This is a genomic window from Clostridium sp. ZS2-4, assembly GCF_026719745.1.
Classification (GTDB): domain Bacteria; phylum Bacillota; class Clostridia; order Clostridiales; family Clostridiaceae; genus Clostridium_H.
Genome location: NZ_JAPPRQ010000044.1, coordinates 18,779 through 36,273 on the forward strand (window position 1 = coordinate 18,779; position 17,495 = coordinate 36,273).

Here is a 17,495-nt window from a genome sequence, read left to right on the forward strand (position 1 = left end):
TGCGTGGCACTTTTATTCTGTTATGTTTTCCACAAATTTTTTAATTATAAGTGCCGTAAATCCCCATATTACATAATCACCATAAAGATAAAAGTATTGCTCAATTTTTCCTCTGCCAAATTTGTAATTTCTTCCACCTTCTATAAGATTAAAAGGAAAATTATCTTTTAAGTTTGGTCCAATTTCTAATTCATAACACATAGGTTCGTTTTCTAAAAAAAACTTGAGAGGTACTTTAAATACATGATCTACTTCTTCTTTGTTTGGTTCAAAATGGTTAGTATGTAGTTCCGCTACAAATGGATACATTATATTCCTGTAAGGACTTATAAAATAATCCATTGGACCAATTAACTCAATATCATCCCTATTCACATTTAATTCCTCTTCAGTTTCTCTTATAGCTGCTTCCATTGGGGTTTCATTTTCTTCAATAGCTCCACCTGGCAGGGAAATATCGCCTGGCTGCCTTTTTAAGGTTAGTGCCCTTTTTTCAAATATTATGTATGTTTCTCCTTCTTCTTCCATCAATAATATCATTACTGCACTCTTCTTATATTCACCTATGAGTTTAGCTTTTCTCCCAGTAAAAATACTTTTAATTTTCTCCATTTTTTACCTCCTGCACAATATGAATTTTATGTAAATTATGATTTTTTCTTTCATTTATCATCCTTTTTTTAGTTGTTCTATATATATTAAAATGGTATACTAAAATAGAATTAAAATCTATATTAAATTTAAAACTAGGAGAGATGAATCTTGAGACGTAAATTATCAACTTTATTACTTACAATGATTTTTTTACTATCATTTTCTATGACAGCATTTGCAAATAATGCTGATTTACCACAAATTTATGGAAAAACAGCTGTGGTAATCGACGCTGATACAGGAGAAATAATATATGCAAAAGGTATAGATGAATCTCCAATGTATCCCGCAAGCACAACAAAACTTTTAACAGCATTATTACTTGCTGAAAACAAGAAACCTACAGATACTATTAAATATACTCCATCTGCTGCTTCACAACCTGAATATTCTTTGTACAACCTTGTAGGGAAAAGTAAAATTAGAGTTAATGACACTATGACTGCTGATGATGTAATGAAAGCACTCCTTTTATTTTCAGCAAATGACTCAGCATATATGATAGCTGATAGTGTTGCAGGAAGCCCAGAAAAATTTGAAGAAATGATGAATAACAAGATAAAAGAATTAGGATTAAAAAATACCCATTTTGTAACGCCAAATGGATTGGACTCTGGTATAAGTGATCATTACACTTCTGCTTATGACTTAAGTGTAATAACTAGAAATGCTTACAAAAATCCATGGGTAAGAAAAATTATAGGCACTAAAAAAGATAAAATTGAGATTTCTAATGGTACTCTAGCATATGTAGACAATAGAAATAAACTATTAGGAGTTAAAATTGACACAGCTTATGCTGATAAAACAGGTATTGATCTAAATCAAATGCCTGCCTCTGATGCTATTTGTGTTGGTGGTAAAACTGGATACACTTCAAAAGCTGGAAGATGCCTTACAACTGTTTTTCAAAAAGATGGCAAGACCCTTATTGGAGTAGTGTTAAAATCAGTATATGACGCAAAGGATTCTTATGTTTTTAATGATATGACTAAAATAATCAATTGGAGTTACACTGCTAAAAAAGCTCCTCTATATAAGGCTAATACCCAATTAAAAAATATTACTGTGAAATATAAACCTCTTAAAATTATAGGTCCTGAAAAAGAAATAAGCATACCTGTAATATTAAAAGAAGATGCTTTATATTATGAAAATGAAGTTAATAAAGCCGAAGTAAAAAGTGAATTTAAAATTCCTGATATAAATATTGGAAAATTAAGTACGGATAAAAGTATAGGAACTCTTGTGCTTAAAGAGAGAGATACTTCCAAAAATTATGAATTATATCCAACAATTTCATCAAGTGATGTTATGAAACAAAACCTTCTTCTATATGTTGGTGCAGCAGTTGCTGTAATAGCAGCAATTTTAGTAATTGTTCTTTTAGTGAAGCTAATAGCTAGAAGTGGAAAAAAACGTAGAAGAAGATTTTAAAAATTACAAAACAAATTAACAGTGACTATCAAAAGAACCGAAATATGTAATTTACTTATATTTAGGTTCTTTTTTTGTTTAAGTTTTGCATTAGCAAAATATCCTTCACTATGAATTATATATTTTTAACTATTAATTAAATTTAAAATATTGTTAACCATTTGACAACTATATTCATATATTGTAATATATGAATATAGTAATTATGTGTTACTTGTGAGGTGAAAAAAATGAATAACAACTTTGAAAAATACAACGAAACAGCTGAATTATTAAAAGTAATTGCACATCCTGTGCGTTTATGCATAATTAGAGGTTTGTTGCAAAAAGGCCAATGTAATGTAACAACAATGCAAAATTGCCTTGATGTTCCACAACCTACAGTGTCAAGACATCTCCAAAAACTAAAGAACTTAGGCATCATAAAAGGTGAAAGAAACGGACTTGAAATCAATTATAAAGTATGTAGTGAAAAGGTAATTAAATTGATTAATTTATTATTTGAAGAAGAAATTTAATTCGTAGGGAGGATTTTTTATGAGTAAAAAAATAGTAATCGTAGGCGGAGTAGCTGGTGGGGCTTCAGCTGCTGCTAGACTTAGAAGATTAGATGAACAAGCAGAAATCATCTTGTTTGAAAGGGGAAATCACATTTCCTTTGCTAACTGCGGATTGCCATACTACATTGGAGGTACTATTCAAGAAAGAGGAAATCTTTTAGTATCTACACCACAGGATATGAAGGAAAAATTCAATATAGATGTAAGAATTCAAAGCGAAGTTATTAAAATAAATACTGATAAAAAAGAAGTTACTATTAATAGTTATGATAAAGGAACTTATACAGAAACTTATGATTCTTTAATTTTATCCCCTGGTGCAAAGCCAATAAAACCTTCTATTGAAGGTATAGATAATGAGAGAATATTTACATTAAGAAATATGGATGATACAGATAAAATCAAAGCTTATATAACTGAAAACAATATTTCTTCTGCAGTTGTTATTGGCGGTGGGTTCATAGGTGTTGAAATGGCTGAAAATCTTAATCATCAAAATATTAAGGTTACTCTAGTTGAAGCTGCTCCTCATATACTTGCTCCTTTTGATTATGATATGGTAACTATGGCTGAAAAAGAATTAGAAGATAATCACATAAATCTAGTTTTAAACAATGGTGTGAAATCTTTCTCAGACAATGGATATAAAGTTGATATCGCTCTAAACAGCGGTGAAAAATTAACTGCTGATATGGTTATTCTTGCTATAGGTGTAACCCCTGATGTGAAATTCCTTAAAGACACTAAACTGGAATTTGGTCCAAAAGAACACATCATAGTTAATGAACATTTAGAAACTAATATAAAAGATGTTTACGCGGTTGGAGATGCTATAGAAATTGTTGACTTTGTAAACGGAAAGAAAAGTGCTGTTCCTCTAGCAGGACCTGCTAACAAACAAGGTAGAATTGTTGCTGACAATATTAGCGGAATTAAAACTACTTATAAATGCACACAAGGCACTTCTATTCTTAAAGTATGTGACTTGACTTGTGCAAGTACAGGTAATAATGAACGAACTTTACAAAAAAATAACATACCTTATAAGGTTATATATGTTTATCCTCAAAGCCATGCTTCATATTATCCTGGTGCAATGCCAATAACCTTAAAATTAATATTCAATGATCAAGGTAAAATATTAGGCGCACAAGCAATCGGATACGAAGGTGTCGATAAAAGAATTGATGATATTGCAGCGGTAATGAGATTAAATGGTACTGTAACTGATCTTACAGAACTTGAATTATGCTATGCTCCACCTTATTCTTCTGCAAAGGACCCTGTTAATATTGTGGGATATTATGCTGAAAATATTATAACTGGTAAATCTGAAGCTGTGCTTCCACGTGATATTGATGGAAGAGATAGAAATTCTATAATTCTTTTAGATGTTAGAACAGATTTAGAACAAGAAACTGGTTCTATCGATGGTTCAGTTCATATTCCATTACAACAGTTAAGAGCCAGATTAAATGAACTAGATAAGAGTAAAGAAATTTGGACTTACTGTCAAATAGGTCTTAGAGGTTATTTAGCAGAAAGATTATTGAAACAGCTTGGATTTAAAGTTAAAAATGTTACAGGAGGATTTAAATTGTATATGTCTCAAAAATTCAAACCTAAAAAAATAAATACTTCAGAAGAGTTAGTTACCAATATTGAAAATCCTGAAGTAGCTGCTGGTGTAGTTAAAACTCTAGACGCTTGCGGTCTTTGCTGTCCTGGACCTTTAATGAGAGTTAAAGCTGCAGTTGACGAATTAAACCCTGGAGATATCTTAAATGTTTCAGCTTCCGACCCTGGTTTTTACGAAGATATTAAATCATGGTGCAAAAAAACAAATACAAAACTTATAGACCTGGGTAAGGAAAAAGGTATAATTAAAGCTACTTTAAAGAAAAATTGCGAAACTCCTTTAGTAGCAGCTAAAGAAATCACACCTGCTCCTGCACAGGATTCTCAAACTATGGTTGTATTTAGTGGTGATCTTGATAAAGCTATTGCTTCATTTATTATAGCTAATGGTGCTGCTGCAATGGGCAAAAAAGTTACTTTATTCTTCACCTTCTGGGGAATAAATATTTTAAGAAAAAATGAAGCAATATCTGTTAAGAAAAACTTCATTGAAACAATGTTTGGTAAAATGATGCCTCGCGGAAGTGAGAAATTAAAATTATCAAATATGAATATGGGTGGAATGGGTCCAAAAATGATAAGAGGCATAATGCAAAAACACAACGTAAATTCTCTTGAAGAACTTATGCAATCTGCTATAGACAACGGCGTTGAATTAGTTGCTTGCCAAATGTCTATGGATCTTCTAGGACTTAAATCAGAAGAATTAATCAATGGTGTTAAGTTTGGTGGAGTTGGCTATTACCTAGGTGAAGCTGATCAGTCTAATATAAATCTATTTATATAACACCAAAAAAATCAAGGAATAAGGTACGAGGTACTAGGAAAAGATGTTTTGCTAAAGCAAAACTGCACTCAAATAAAAATAAAGTGTAAAGATAAAATTTTTCATCTTTGCACTTTATTTTTAGTATTAAAGTTCTACAAAGAAGTCATTAAAGGGCTCTCTCGTTCTGGCAATTCTATATAAATTTCTAAAGCTTACAAACAAAATTATAATTCCTATTGTAGTATAAATAGGTATATAGAACCTTGTTACTCCTTTTGAAAAGTTTATAAGTAAAGGCATGATAATTAATCCTAAAAGATTAAAAATTCCATGTGTTAATATAGATGTCCAAATTGAGTCACTCCATGTATAAACAATGGCCAGTATAACACCTAAAACTCCTGTATAAACTGCTTGAAAAGCATTTCCATGAAATAGTCCATAAATCAAAGCCTGAATTATTATTGCAGAAAACACATCAATGTTTTCTCTTAATTTATTATAAATTATACCTCTAAACAGAATTTCTTCAAAAATGGGAACAAAAATCAACAGTCCTAAAAATCCAATAATACCCTCTTTGCTCATAGAGTATATATTTACCTCAAACTTTGATATGGGACTGAGCATTAAAGTAAACCCAATAGTTAAAAAAATTATAGGCAGAATATACTTATACTTAAATTTTCTAAAATCACAGTATTTAATTAAATCTTCCTTTTCAAATTTAAATAGCAGATAATAAACAATAAAAGTTACTATAATACTTACAGGCAGTGTTGTATAGCTGTATTTAATTACTAAATCATCAACTCCTTTTAAATCTTTTATATACAATTCTTTTTCCATGAACAAAATAGCGGCTGTAGTCACTAAAGACTGTAATAAAACATAAATAAAGAGATACTTTACAGTATAAAATACTAAACACAAAAACTTTTTCACTATATTCCTCCTAAGCTATAATATTAAAACTCATCTTAATACTTAATAATATTTTATTCATTTCATTAATAATACACCTTTAAGGATGTTTTGTAAATATTTTACATTTATTTCGTATCTCTTTTCTTATAGAACTTAAGTATTTTTAATGACCTTATTCTTATACTAAATATTTAACCAAGCTATCCTTATCAGTCAATGCAAATTTTCCCTTCTCTAATTTCCAATACTGAACTTCTTCAGCTTGCTTATCTATATACTCTACTATCTGTGGATGGCAGGTTGTTATGAAAATTTGGTTAGTTTTTGATAGTTCTAAAAGAATCTTAACCGCTTGTATAGTATGCTTCTCATCAAAATTTACAAAAGAATCATCTAATATTAGCGGGAGTGGAGGATTAATGTCCTTTATTCTACTTAGTCTTACAGCCAAAAACAACTGCTCTTTTGTAGCCCTGCTTAAAACGTCTGGAGTATTCTGAATACTTCCATCTTGCAAAATAGTTTTAAACTCTAAATTTGTTAAATCCTCCGGTGGAAGTATGTCTGTATACTCCCCTTTTGTAATTTCATATATATACTCACTAGCACCCTTAAGCAGAAAATCTTTAGTTTTTTCTATAAAATTACTTTGCAATTTTTTCAGTATATACTCTGCTGCTCTTAAAGAAGCATATCTCTTTGCCAAAGGCATTAATCCCTTTCTTCCATTGTTAATATTCTCTTCTGCAATTTCAATATTCTCTTCAGCTCTTAGAACTTCAAGTTTGTATTTTAAGTTTTGATGGATTTCCTTAAGCTTTTCTATTTGTTCTTTAATATGTATACATTCTCTTTCAGTCTTAACATATTCATCCTGAATTTCTGTGGATAATTTATAATTTTCAAATATCTTTTTATAGTCGGCATCATACTCTGGATAATTATTTATAAAAGAAGCATCAAATACACTCTTAAGTGTATTCTCAAGTATTTCTTTTTCCTTCTTTAAGTGAAATATTTCTTTAGCTTCTTCACTTTTTCGTATATACTCTTCCAAAGCTGTTAAAATTTCTTCTTCCTTATATTTATCTCCAATAACTTCAAATATCTTATCTTCCAATAACGCCTTCCTCTCTTGTATAATTTCAAATTCCTCAGCAAGTGCTATATGACTGTTTAAAGTTTTAATCATACCACATAACCTATCAGCATTTTTTATCAAATTTCCATCTAATACTTCTGTCTCATCTTTACTAAAAACTTCACTAAATTGATATATTAAGCTGAACATTGAAGTTAGTTCCTCATTAATACCCTGTCCGAATTTTGTACATTTATTTATCATTTCTTGAAGGTTTATAATTTTATTCTTACTCTCCTTAATTCTTCTAAAATACTCTTTTAGGGTCTCACCAGAGACTTCCCTCTGAAGATTTAACAAACTTCTATAATTATCAATCTTATTTTTATTATTTTCAGTTTTTTCGCATAAATCTTTATAGGTTTCTTTCTTGTTTTTTATATCATTACTTATACTTTCTGCACTAGTTCTTAAATCTTCACTGCTATCAATTTCTCCAACATAGGAAGTATACTTTATTACAGCAAACATACCTCCCAAAACGGCTCCCCCTAAAGCTAATATGATTCCAGCTCTATAGTTTAAAAATGATAACATAACTCCTAATATAATAATTATTAGGGAAATAGAGAAATATTTTTTTATTAACTTGTCTATCTCCTCATTAGTATTTTTAGAATTTGTTTTATCCATAACTTTTCTATTTACTTCTAGTGACTTTAATTCATCTTCAATTGCATTTTTTTTATATGTAAGTTTCATATATTCATCAATATTATTATTAATATCTTCCAGACTAATAATATCAGTCTTTATACTCAATACTTTATTAAAATCATCAATCCATTCCTCATTGATATCTCTTATTTCTTTTATTATTATTTCTTTTTTCTCAATACATTTTTCCTTTAATCCTTTATAATTTTTTATCTTTTCAAGTATTCCAGAAATATTGTTATAAAAATACTGAATCTTATGTTTATAATTAAAGAGATTGTCTCTTAATTCTTTATCTCCTCCAGTGCGTTTCTTAAATATAAATATATTTTGTGTATATTCATACAGTAAATCTTCATACTCCTCTTTAAGACTTATACATCGCTCTGAATCTCCATACTTAAAATTCTTAATATCCTCATCTTTCTCAAAAATCTTAATTTTAAGCTCAGTTTCCTTTAACCTTTCATATGAGCTAAAATTACTTTTGATCATTCTCAGAAGGTGAATTCTTTTTTCTTTATTTTTAAGTTTGTCTTCCTCTTTGCATATTTCTTTATCAATTTCTTCTAATTCTCTACTTTTATCGTAATACTCTTTAACATCACTTGCTGCTTTATCTCTCAACTGAATACCTTTTTTGATAAGTTTATTATATTCTTTAAATTGAGCTGTGGAAGGGCTCCCATTTTTACCACCTGTTTTTACAGCTTCTTTCTCCATCTCCTTTAATATTTGTGGAACTTGAGCAATTTCCTTAAAGCCTGCTCCTAAAAATATGGTCTGCATATCATTTACTTCTCTTAAACTTTTTACTCCTGTATTTTGCAATTCATCCAAGCTTATTGTAAAAAGCTGTTTATAAGTAAAATAATCTATATTGCTGTATATGGTATTGATTGAAACTTCTTTATCCACATTTATGCCTTTAACAACAGGATTTTTATTTCCTCTTATATCAATGTTATATATCTCTCCCCCTATAGTTTCAATATCATAATTAACCTGATATTCCACATTGGCAGGAGGCAGTTCTCCCTTATTTGAAAAGAAACCGAACCCCAAATGTCTTAGAAGCTCCATAAAAGATGATTTTCCAGCTCTGTTATATCCTCCTATTACAACTATTCTTCCACTTAATTCATCAAGCTTTTCATCTCTAAAGATACCAAAGTCCTTTATATATATCCTCTTTATCCTCAACCCTCTTCACCTTTTTCTACCAATTTTTCTATTACAATTTCCCCAGCAGCTCTAATAATTTCCTCAATAATTTTTTCATCCAGTTGAATCTTTTCCTGATTAAAATCTTCTTTATCGTACTTTTTTTCAAAGACACCACCAAAAGTATTTACTATATCTTTATTCATATTTTCATCTTGAAAAATATCCTGTATGATTTTATCTATTTCTTGAAATACCATATTAGTTTTCCTTAAGTTTTCAATATCTAAAATTTCCATTCTAGTATTAATTTCTACTGAATCCGTATACATAAATAAATTATTGTCCATGAAATGACTATTCAAAGTCTTGATTAAGTACTGACTAATATTCTCCTCGTCTTCTCTCAAAATTTCATCTATTTCTCCTCTGCCTTCTATACTCCATTGAACTACATATCCTCTGATAATTTCTGACACTGGATATGTACACTTTAAATCTTCAGGAAGATTTGGAATATTATCCAGGATAGTTTGTCCTTTTTCAAGTATAATTTCTTCAAGTTCACTAAGATTACTAGGCTTTTTATCCTTACATTCATCTATATTAAGTGTAACTTTTCTCCATACAACTGATGATGCAGGCAAAAAACTGATACTGCTTGAAAAATCCTCATTAACTTCTACAAGCAAGCACCCACCTACCCCTTCTTCTCCCATATCTCTTCCCTGAGGAATACCAGAATAAGCTATAACAGGCTTTACACAGTTTATCAGTTTGCATTTATGAATATGTCCAAGAGCCCAATAGTTTATATTTTCTTTTTCTTTTAATTCTTCCAGAGTACATGGAACATACTTTTTATTTTTAGCCTCTAATTGGGTATGTAATAACCCTATATTGTATACAGAATTATCTAAAGGTTTATAGGAGTTAACCATTTTTCTTCCCTCCCATTTGCCTCTATATGATTGTCCTAAAATTCTGGAGACTAATCTTTGATTTTTATATACTTCCAAGATTTCTGCTTCCTCACTATCAAACACATGTACATTTTGTGGTAAATTGAAAAGCCCTTCGGATTTTTCATAGGGGTCATGATTACCTCTTATCATATATACATGAATATTGTGTTCTTGTAATCTTATACACTGCTTATAAAAAAGTTCTCTTGATCTTACTGTTCTTATATCCATGTCATAAGTATCTCCAGATAAAAGCATAAAATCCACTTCATATTTAATAGCACAGCTGCATATTCTTTCAAAAGCTTCATAAACGGCATCTTTAAATATTGTCTCAAATTCTTTTATGCCTTCATAATTTGTATGCAAAACACTTCCCAAATGAATATCTGCAGCGTGAATAAACCTTAGCTTATGATTGATTAATTCTTTCATTTTTTTCTCCTTTATATTCATCCTGCCTTTGAAATTTTCTCACTTATCATAAAAAGTTCATCTTTTATTGACAAACTGTCTGTCCACTTCTCACTTATATTATCGTATCCATAATATACTCCTGCAATACCACCAGTAATTGTTCCAATAGTATCCTTATCCTCATAAATTTCTATTGACTTCAATACAGCTTCTTCATATGATTCGGTATTTAAAAGACACCATAAAGAACATCTTAAGGTATCAACTGCGCATTCTCTTCTAGTAAGTTTACTTTCATCTATATCCAATATATCTTTATACAATGGAAATTTTTTTAAAACTTCTTTCAGCACATCAATTTTATTTTCTCCTCTAATATATCTGTATACAAGTATATTATAAAGTATACATGCCTCTGAAGCAGTTTTACTGTAATGAGTTAAATTTGATTGTTTTTTTGTAATCTCTATCATTCTATCTAAATTATTATAATATAAAGCTATTGGAAGAGTTCTCATTAATGACCCATTTCCAGCACTTCTTCCACCTAACCTTAAATGAGCTTTTAATGAAGCTTTTTTCCAATCCTTATATCTTTCATATTCAGCTAACGCTATTCTAATAGTCAATCCTAAATTTTCAGGATTATCATGATAAATTTTAAGAAAAAACTTTCCTATGGAATTAGTTGGCTCTTTCGGAGACTCTATAATACCTTTTGCAGTTGCCAACATCATCCTGGTATCGTCGGTTACTTCTCCACCAATATCTTCAACAAAATATCTCTTTACACCATTATATATTTTTTTGTATCGCTCTTTATTCGGTAAATATTTCAAAAGCTTATTTAACGAGTCTCCACAAGCTGCACCAAACATTCCTCCTCTTATTCTATTTATATGCTTCATTTACTCCCCTCCTTATATAATCTAGTTGTAACAACTACTATTTATTGTATTAAAACTTCGTTGAAGTTTTTTGACAAATTGATCATTGAACAATAAATATTGATGATTGCAATATATATCAACTTATAGCAATTTTAAATTTAATTTGGATAACTTATTATGTATTTATTTTGTATAATTTATATTTTATACCTTTTGTATATTTTTAACAATATATCTATTAATTTCATTCCACTGTCTGTTATATATATATTTATTCATTATTTTATTCACATATTGTTATCAGTATCATATCTTATATATGTAGAAATAATTTCGAAAGGTGACAAACTTATGTATTTTTATCCTCTATTTAGAACAACAATGAAATCTTTTATAAGAATATTTCACGCTTCTCCCGATGCACCTCCTGTAGATGTCTATGCAAATGGTAAATTAATAGCTAGAAATTTGCCTTATAAACGTTTTACAGAATATTTAGAAGTTCCTGCTGGAAACTATAATGTTAAAGTATTTCCTGCTGGTAAAACCATTAATCCAGTTATAAATACTAACTTAACTGTTGAGCCTGAAACTATTTACACAATAGCTGCTGCAGATATGTTGGCTAATATTAAACTGCTCCCATATGTTGATTCAATTATGCCTAAAGTAAGAAATAAAGCTTATGTTAGATTCTGTCATCTGTCTCCTAATACTCCTAAAGTAGATATTACTCTTGCAGATGGCAAAATATTATTTGGTGATGTAGGCTTTGAAGATATGACAAATTATATTGCAGTAGACCCTGGAGTATACACACTTCAAGCTAGACCTGCCGGAACTGACAAAGTTGCACTAATCATACCTAACATAAGATTTAAAGAGAACAGATTCTATACAGTTTATGCAGTAGGACTTTTAGGAAAAAAACCTCCTCTGCAAGTTTTGATACCGCTTGACGGAAACACATACATTGAATTTTAAGAATGTTACGACATAAATCATAAGAGTTAATAGGTGTTTTTAGCTATCAGTTTTGGTGTAAGTCTATGCCAAAACTAAAAAAATGCACTAAAAAACAGCCACCTCAACCGGTGCCTGTTATCTAAGAAAGAATATTTTTTCGTTTATTGAAAAAATCAATAACTTTAGCATAAGTAGAATAATTAAAAAGAAGCAAGTTGACCCTTTATTCTATGAGGATCGACTAGCTTCTTAAAAGAACAGACCTTTTGACTTTCCAGTTTAGTATTTGTATTTCCTATACACAACCAACACTATAAATACCCATATGGCAGAAAAAGCCCATCCAGCAACTACATCACTCAAGTAATGTACTCCTACATATACTCTACTTATTCCAACTAGCACTGCATAAATAAAAATAAAAATACTACCAAGTACAGCTAAAACCTTATTCTTTGCCATGGATAAAATGAAATAAATAGCTAAAAGAGCTCCAGACATAGCTAACAAAGCATGTCCACTCGGAAAACTGTATTGTCCAATATGAGTATATTTTGTAATATCTACTAACCAATCTCCTTGTGGTCTTGGTCTTCTGACTATATACTTTAATCCCTGACTCATAACTGCAGCTCCCAGCATATGTGCAGCATACACTACCGCTTCAAAAACTTTATTTCTATAATATAAAATTCCAATAACACTTAAAGTTATTATAACTGCTACTACAGTATCTCCACTTATACTTAAAAATATAAACACTTTATTTAAAATTTCACTTCTAATACTGTCTACTATACTTATTACTTTATTGTCTAAACTACCTCCAACAGCTTTAAAACTATCCCCCATCTTAATTATAAGAAATCCAGACCATACGATTGCCAATACCACAAGTATATACAAATAATACATAGGTTCTCTTTTATATTCTCTATATGTGCTTCTATATAACATACTATTCTCCTTTTTAAAATTTAATCTCTTAATAGTATACTATCTTTCTATTCCTATGTCATCCAATTATTTATCCATTTTAGCTTCTGATAAAAAGTATGAGATAAATTTCAAGCTTTTTCCTTCCTCCCAAGGCTTATAAATCTTTAAAAATTCTATGCGTTCTTTTATAGGTGGATGATCATATTTCCACATCTTATATAATGGATCTGGATCAGGAATTACTATTCCATGTTTTGACAATTTGTCAAAAGCTGAAACTGCAGCTTCATTATCCTTTGTTATCTCAATTGCAAAGGTATCTGCCTGTCGTTCCATATAGCAGGAATACGCATTAGCTAAAGGAATCATAAATAGAAGGCATAAATTAATTATAATTATGGCTAATGGATATGAGGCTGTATTGCTGAACCTTCTAAATTTAAATCTTCTTTTATATTTTTTAATTAAAATCGGTGCTACCTTGCTTATTATATAAAGAACAATAAAAATCCCTATTATCTCTAAAAAAATAGATTTTTTAATATGTCCCAAAACATAATGTCCAATTTCATGAGCCATAACAAATCTCAATTCCCTTAAATTAAGTTTTTTTATGGCTGTATCCCATAAGATAATTCTTTTTGATTTTCCTATACCAGTCATATAAGCATTTATCATGGACGTATCCTTACTTTTATCTATCTGAAGAACTGTACATTCCTTTATATTAGCCTTTTCTGTTAGCTGAACCAAACTTCTTTCTATTTTTTTATTTTCTATGGGTTTAAATTTATTAAATAAAGGATCTATAATCACAGGTTGAGCTATATACATAAATATAGTTATAGGTATAATTGTGATTCCTGTATATATCCACCACCTTTTAGGATGCCTTTTTATAAATCTATAGGGTATCCAAAGAAGCACGAATATTGCCCCAGTATTTAATAAAAAATTTATAAAATAATCTCTAATCCAGCTGCTGAAAGCTTGGTGAGAAAGTCCAAAAATATGACTCTGAATATATCCACCATAGTATGCTAATGGTAAATTTGCCAAACTATCAATCAAGTTATATATAATTCCATAAATTCCTACACTTAAAAACATATTTTTCCCTATACTATTAGAAAAATTGCTCAATTTAGCAGAGAAACCTGTAAATAATATTACTGCTGGTACTAAAAAACCCATTATTATCTTTGCTGCTTGAACTACCCTATCACTTTCATAATACTTCTGTCCTATTCTCTCATATTGATTTTCTACATAAGAAATATTTATACTTTTATTCTTATCATTGGTTAACACATCATTTGTCCTCTGACAAATCGCTGTATCTCCTTCCACTGCAAGTACAGTTTGAAATTTTGAAAATTTCAAAATTCCCATAGTCAAAATAAATATAAAAAATAATATCCATACTTTACTTTTACTTTTCATTATATCTAATCTCACTCCTTTAACTTCAACCACACTGTTCTCTATTCACTAATTGCTAATTCATTGTTTCTGTTCCTAGTACCTGCTTTCTGGTCACTGGTCACTGGTCACTGGTCACTGGTCACTGGTCACTGGTCACTGGTCACTGGTCACTGGTCACTGGTCACTGGTCACTACTAAGTATACTCCATCTTCTAAAAAAAATTATCAAAATTTTCAAAGAACGTATTAACATAATACACCACAACTAATATTTATCTCATTGTTGACATAAACTATCCTATAGTATATGATAAAAATAGCGTTCAGAATATGCCTTTCGTCCCAAGATGCGGATGGGAGGCATTTAAAATATTTACATAGGAGTGAAAAATATGTCAGGAAGAGAAGTTAGAACTAGATTTGCACCTAGCCCAACTGGTTATATGCATATCGGAAACTTAAGAACAGCACTTTATACTTATTTGATAGCTAAACATGAAGGCGGGAAATTCATACTAAGAATAGAAGATACTGATCAACAAAGATATGTAGAAGGTGCTGTTGATGTTATTTACAGAACTTTAGAAATGACCGGTTTAAAACATGACGAAGGTCCAGATGTAGGTGGTCCTGTAGGTCCTTACGTACAAAGTGAAAGAAAAGATTTTTACCTTGATTATGCTAAACAATTAGTAGAAAAAGGTGAAGCATATTATGTTTTCAACGATAAGGCTGATGCAGTAGCTGAAATATGCGAAAAAGAACAAAAGCCTTATAAATATAAGGCAGAATATCATACTATTACTAATGAAGAAATCGAAGAAAAACTAGCTGCTGAAGTTCCTTATGTTATAAGACAAAAGAACCCAACAGATGGTACAACTGTTTTTGAAGACGAAATTTATGGAACAATTACTGTTGATAACTCTGAACTAGAAGATATGATTTTAATAAAATCTGATGGACTTCCAACCTACAATTTTGCTAATGTTGTAGATGATCATTTAATGGGAATTACTCATGTAGTTCGTGGTAATGAGTATCTATCATCATCACCAAAATACAACCGTTTATATGATGCTTTCGGATGGCCTGTACCAACTTATATACATTGTCCTCCAATAATGAAGGATGCTCATAACAAGCTAAGTAAGAGAAATGGAGATGCTTCATTTGAAGATTTACTAGCTAAAGGCTACTTAAAAGAAGCTGTAGTAAACTTCATTGCATTACTTGGATGGAGTTCTGGAACAGACCAAGAAATATTTTCTCTAGAAGAATTAGTAGAAAAATTTGATTACAAACATATAAATAAATCTCCAGCAATCTTTGATGATGTTAAATTAAAATGGATGAATGGAGAATACATTAAAAAGCTATCTGTTGAAGATTTCCATAATAAAGCACTTCCTTACTACGAAAAAGCATTTTCTAAGGAAAACATGGAAAAACTTAATGTAATGAAAATAAGTGAGCTTCTTCAAACAAGAGTTGAACTTTTAAATGAAATTCCTGATTTCATAGACTTCTTTGAAGCTCTACCAGAATATGATATAGATTTATATACTCATAAAAAGATGAAAACTAATCCTGAAAATTCATTAGTTACTCTTGAAAAAGCTCTTCCAGTTCTTGAAGCTTTAGAAGATTGGACATTTGACTCTCTTCACGATACAATCTTTGCTTTAATAAAAGAAATGGAAGTTAAAAACGGTGTGGTTTTATGGCCTCTTAGAACTGCCCTTTCTGGAAAAAGCTTTTCTCCAGGTGGAGCTTTTGAATTAGCTGAAATTCTTGGAAAAGAAGAATCTTTAAGAAGAATTAAAGTTGGAATTGAAAAATTGAAATAATAATGTTGCGATGCAACATTATTATAGTCCCCAGTGGCCAGTAACCAATCCCCAGTATAAAGAATAAAAGAAACAGAATTAATAAAGTTAAATAAAATAGACTTAAATATAGATTATATCTACTTTTAAGTCTATTTTTCTTTATTTTAATTTTAGTTTTGCATTAGCAAAACATCCTTCACTGGTGACTGGTTACTGGTTACTAGAATAAAATTGCTACGCAATTTTATTCTAAAGTTTATTTATCATACTTGCAAGGTATCCTGCTCCAAAGCCATTATCAATATTTACTACACTCGTGCCGCTAGAGCAGCTGTTTAGCATGGACAAAAGAGCTGATAGTCCTCCAAAATTGGCACCATAGCCAACACTGGTTGGAACTGCTATCACGGGTTTATCCACAAGTCCTCCTATCACACTGGCAAGAGCTCCTTCCATTCCTGCCACAGCAATTACTACTTTAGCCCCTCTAATAATATCCAGCTTATTAAATAACCTATGAATTCCTGCTACCCCTACATCATTGATTCTCTCTACTCTGTTTCCAAAAATCTCTGCTGTCACTGCTGCCTCTTCCGCCACAGGTAAATCTGAGGTTCCTGCTGTAACCACAGCTATGTATGTATCTGTAAGCTTTATATCTTTTTTTCTTACAGTTATAGTTCTTGCTAATTCATTGTAGTCTGCATTTTCACATACTTCCTTAATCTGCTCATACATTTCTCTATTAGCTCTAGTTCCTAGGATATTGTTGTCCTTTGTATTCATAAACCCTACTATGCCCTTTACCTGTTCCACCGTTTTTCCTGCACAATAAATAACCTCAGGATATCCAACTCTAATCTCTCTATGATTATCAATCAATGCATACCCCAAATCCTTAAAAGGCAAATCACTAAGCTTACCTACCCCTTCATCTATTGATACATTTCCATTTTTCACTTCTTCTAACAACCTCTTTATATCTTCTGAATTCATTTTTAATTTCACCCCTTTCAATGAATATTTTACTTTATTTCACATTATTTAACCACCATATATATAGCAAAACAGCACCTATTTTTAAATAGATGCTGTTTACAATAATATTCAGCTT

Annotated in this window: 13 protein-coding genes; 5 read left to right on the forward strand and 8 right to left on the reverse strand. The window is 30.3% G+C overall.

Annotation, left to right across the window (positions count from 1 at the left end; all coding sequences use genetic code 11):
• Positions 1-12: 12 nt before the first annotated feature.
• Positions 13-612, reverse strand: a complete 600-nt coding sequence (locus OIO11_RS07300) for an NUDIX hydrolase (protein ID WP_268070783.1) — start codon at positions 610-612, stop codon at positions 13-15.
• A gap of 150 nt (positions 613-762) precedes the next feature.
• Between OIO11_RS07300 and OIO11_RS07305 the strand changes: the two genes are divergently transcribed.
• The 3 genes from OIO11_RS07305 (at position 763) to OIO11_RS07315 (ending at position 5,076) form a co-directional block, all read left to right on the forward strand.
• Positions 763-2,091: a D-alanyl-D-alanine carboxypeptidase family protein gene (locus OIO11_RS07305; protein ID WP_268070784.1), complete on the forward strand. Its 1,329-nt coding sequence runs from the start codon at positions 763-765 to the stop codon at positions 2,089-2,091.
• Positions 2,092-2,321: 230 nt separating this feature from the next.
• A complete protein-coding gene (locus OIO11_RS07310) occupies positions 2,322-2,609 on the forward strand; it encodes an ArsR/SmtB family transcription factor (protein WP_268070785.1) in 288 nt (95 codons plus the stop codon).
• Positions 2,610-2,628: 19 nt separating this feature from the next.
• On the forward strand, positions 2,629-5,076 hold the full coding sequence (locus OIO11_RS07315) for a DsrE/DsrF/DrsH-like family protein (RefSeq protein WP_268070786.1): 2,448 nt from the start codon (positions 2,629-2,631) through the stop codon (positions 5,074-5,076).
• 126 nt (positions 5,077-5,202) lie between these two features.
• Here the strand turns inward: OIO11_RS07315 and OIO11_RS07320 are convergent, their stop codons facing one another.
• From OIO11_RS07320 to OIO11_RS07335, 4 genes are all read right to left on the reverse strand, one after another.
• Positions 5,203-6,003 (reverse strand): CPBP family intramembrane glutamic endopeptidase, encoded by an 801-nt coding sequence (locus tag OIO11_RS07320; RefSeq protein ID WP_268070787.1) that lies wholly within the window; start codon positions 6,001-6,003, stop codon positions 5,203-5,205.
• Between the two features lie 160 nt (positions 6,004-6,163).
• Positions 6,164-8,986, reverse strand: coding sequence for an ATP-binding protein (locus tag OIO11_RS07325; RefSeq protein ID WP_268070788.1), 2,823 nt, complete (start codon positions 8,984-8,986; stop codon positions 6,164-6,166).
• Positions 8,983-10,347: a metallophosphoesterase family protein gene (locus OIO11_RS07330; protein ID WP_268070789.1), complete on the reverse strand. Its 1,365-nt coding sequence runs from the start codon at positions 10,345-10,347 to the stop codon at positions 8,983-8,985. Before OIO11_RS07330 ends, OIO11_RS07325 begins: the two co-directional genes overlap by 4 nt.
• 17 nt (positions 10,348-10,364) lie before the next feature.
• On the reverse strand, positions 10,365-11,237 hold the full coding sequence (locus tag OIO11_RS07335) for an ADP-ribosylglycohydrolase family protein (protein ID WP_268070790.1): 873 nt from the start codon (positions 11,235-11,237) through the stop codon (positions 10,365-10,367).
• A gap of 333 nt (positions 11,238-11,570) precedes the next feature.
• On the opposite strand from OIO11_RS07335, the gene OIO11_RS07340 reads away from it, so the two are divergent.
• Complete coding sequence (locus OIO11_RS07340) at positions 11,571-12,203, forward strand: DUF4397 domain-containing protein (protein ID WP_268070791.1); 633 nt, start codon at positions 11,571-11,573, stop codon at positions 12,201-12,203.
• Positions 12,204-12,464: 261 nt separating this feature from the next.
• Here OIO11_RS07340 and OIO11_RS07345 read toward each other — a convergent pair whose 3' ends face one another.
• Both OIO11_RS07345 and OIO11_RS07350 read right to left on the reverse strand, forming a co-directional pair.
• Positions 12,465-13,142, reverse strand: a complete 678-nt coding sequence (locus tag OIO11_RS07345; protein WP_268070792.1) for a phosphatase PAP2 family protein — start codon at positions 13,140-13,142, stop codon at positions 12,465-12,467.
• Positions 13,143-13,208: 66 nt separating this feature from the next.
• Positions 13,209-14,600, reverse strand: a complete 1,392-nt coding sequence (locus tag OIO11_RS07350) for a M48 family metallopeptidase (protein WP_268070793.1) — start codon at positions 14,598-14,600, stop codon at positions 13,209-13,211.
• Positions 14,601-14,941: 341 nt separating this feature from the next.
• On the opposite strand from OIO11_RS07350, the gene gltX reads away from it, so the two are divergent.
• Positions 14,942-16,399: a glutamate--tRNA ligase gene (gene gltX, locus OIO11_RS07355; RefSeq protein ID WP_268070794.1), complete on the forward strand. Its 1,458-nt coding sequence runs from the start codon at positions 14,942-14,944 to the stop codon at positions 16,397-16,399.
• A 231-nt stretch (positions 16,400-16,630) separates the two neighbouring features.
• On the opposite strand, the gene larB is transcribed toward gltX, so the two are convergent.
• A complete protein-coding gene (larB, locus tag OIO11_RS07360; RefSeq protein WP_268070795.1) occupies positions 16,631-17,377 on the reverse strand; it encodes a nickel pincer cofactor biosynthesis protein LarB in 747 nt (248 codons plus the stop codon).
• Positions 17,378-17,495: the final 118 nt, after the last annotated feature.

Coding starts and splice junctions, on each gene's coding strand:
- OIO11_RS07300 (WP_268070783.1), bottom strand. CDS start 612: ATGGAGAAAATTAAAAGTATTTTTACTGGGAGAAAAGCTAAACTCATA.
- OIO11_RS07310 (WP_268070785.1), top strand. CDS start 2,322: ATGAATAACAACTTTGAAAAATACAACGAAACAGCTGAATTATTAAAA.
- OIO11_RS07315 (WP_268070786.1), top strand. CDS start 2,629: ATGAGTAAAAAAATAGTAATCGTAGGCGGAGTAGCTGGTGGGGCTTCA.
- OIO11_RS07330 (WP_268070789.1), bottom strand. CDS start 10,347: ATGAAAGAATTAATCAATCATAAGCTAAGGTTTATTCACGCTGCAGAT.
- OIO11_RS07335 (WP_268070790.1), bottom strand. CDS start 11,237: ATGAAGCATATAAATAGAATAAGAGGAGGAATGTTTGGTGCAGCTTGT.
- OIO11_RS07340 (WP_268070791.1), top strand. CDS start 11,571: ATGTATTTTTATCCTCTATTTAGAACAACAATGAAATCTTTTATAAGA.
- OIO11_RS07345 (WP_268070792.1), bottom strand. CDS start 13,142: ATGTTATATAGAAGCACATATAGAGAATATAAAAGAGAACCTATGTAT.
- gltX (WP_268070794.1), top strand. CDS start 14,942: ATGTCAGGAAGAGAAGTTAGAACTAGATTTGCACCTAGCCCAACTGGT.
- larB (WP_268070795.1), bottom strand. CDS start 17,377: ATGAATTCAGAAGATATAAAGAGGTTGTTAGAAGAAGTGAAAAATGGA.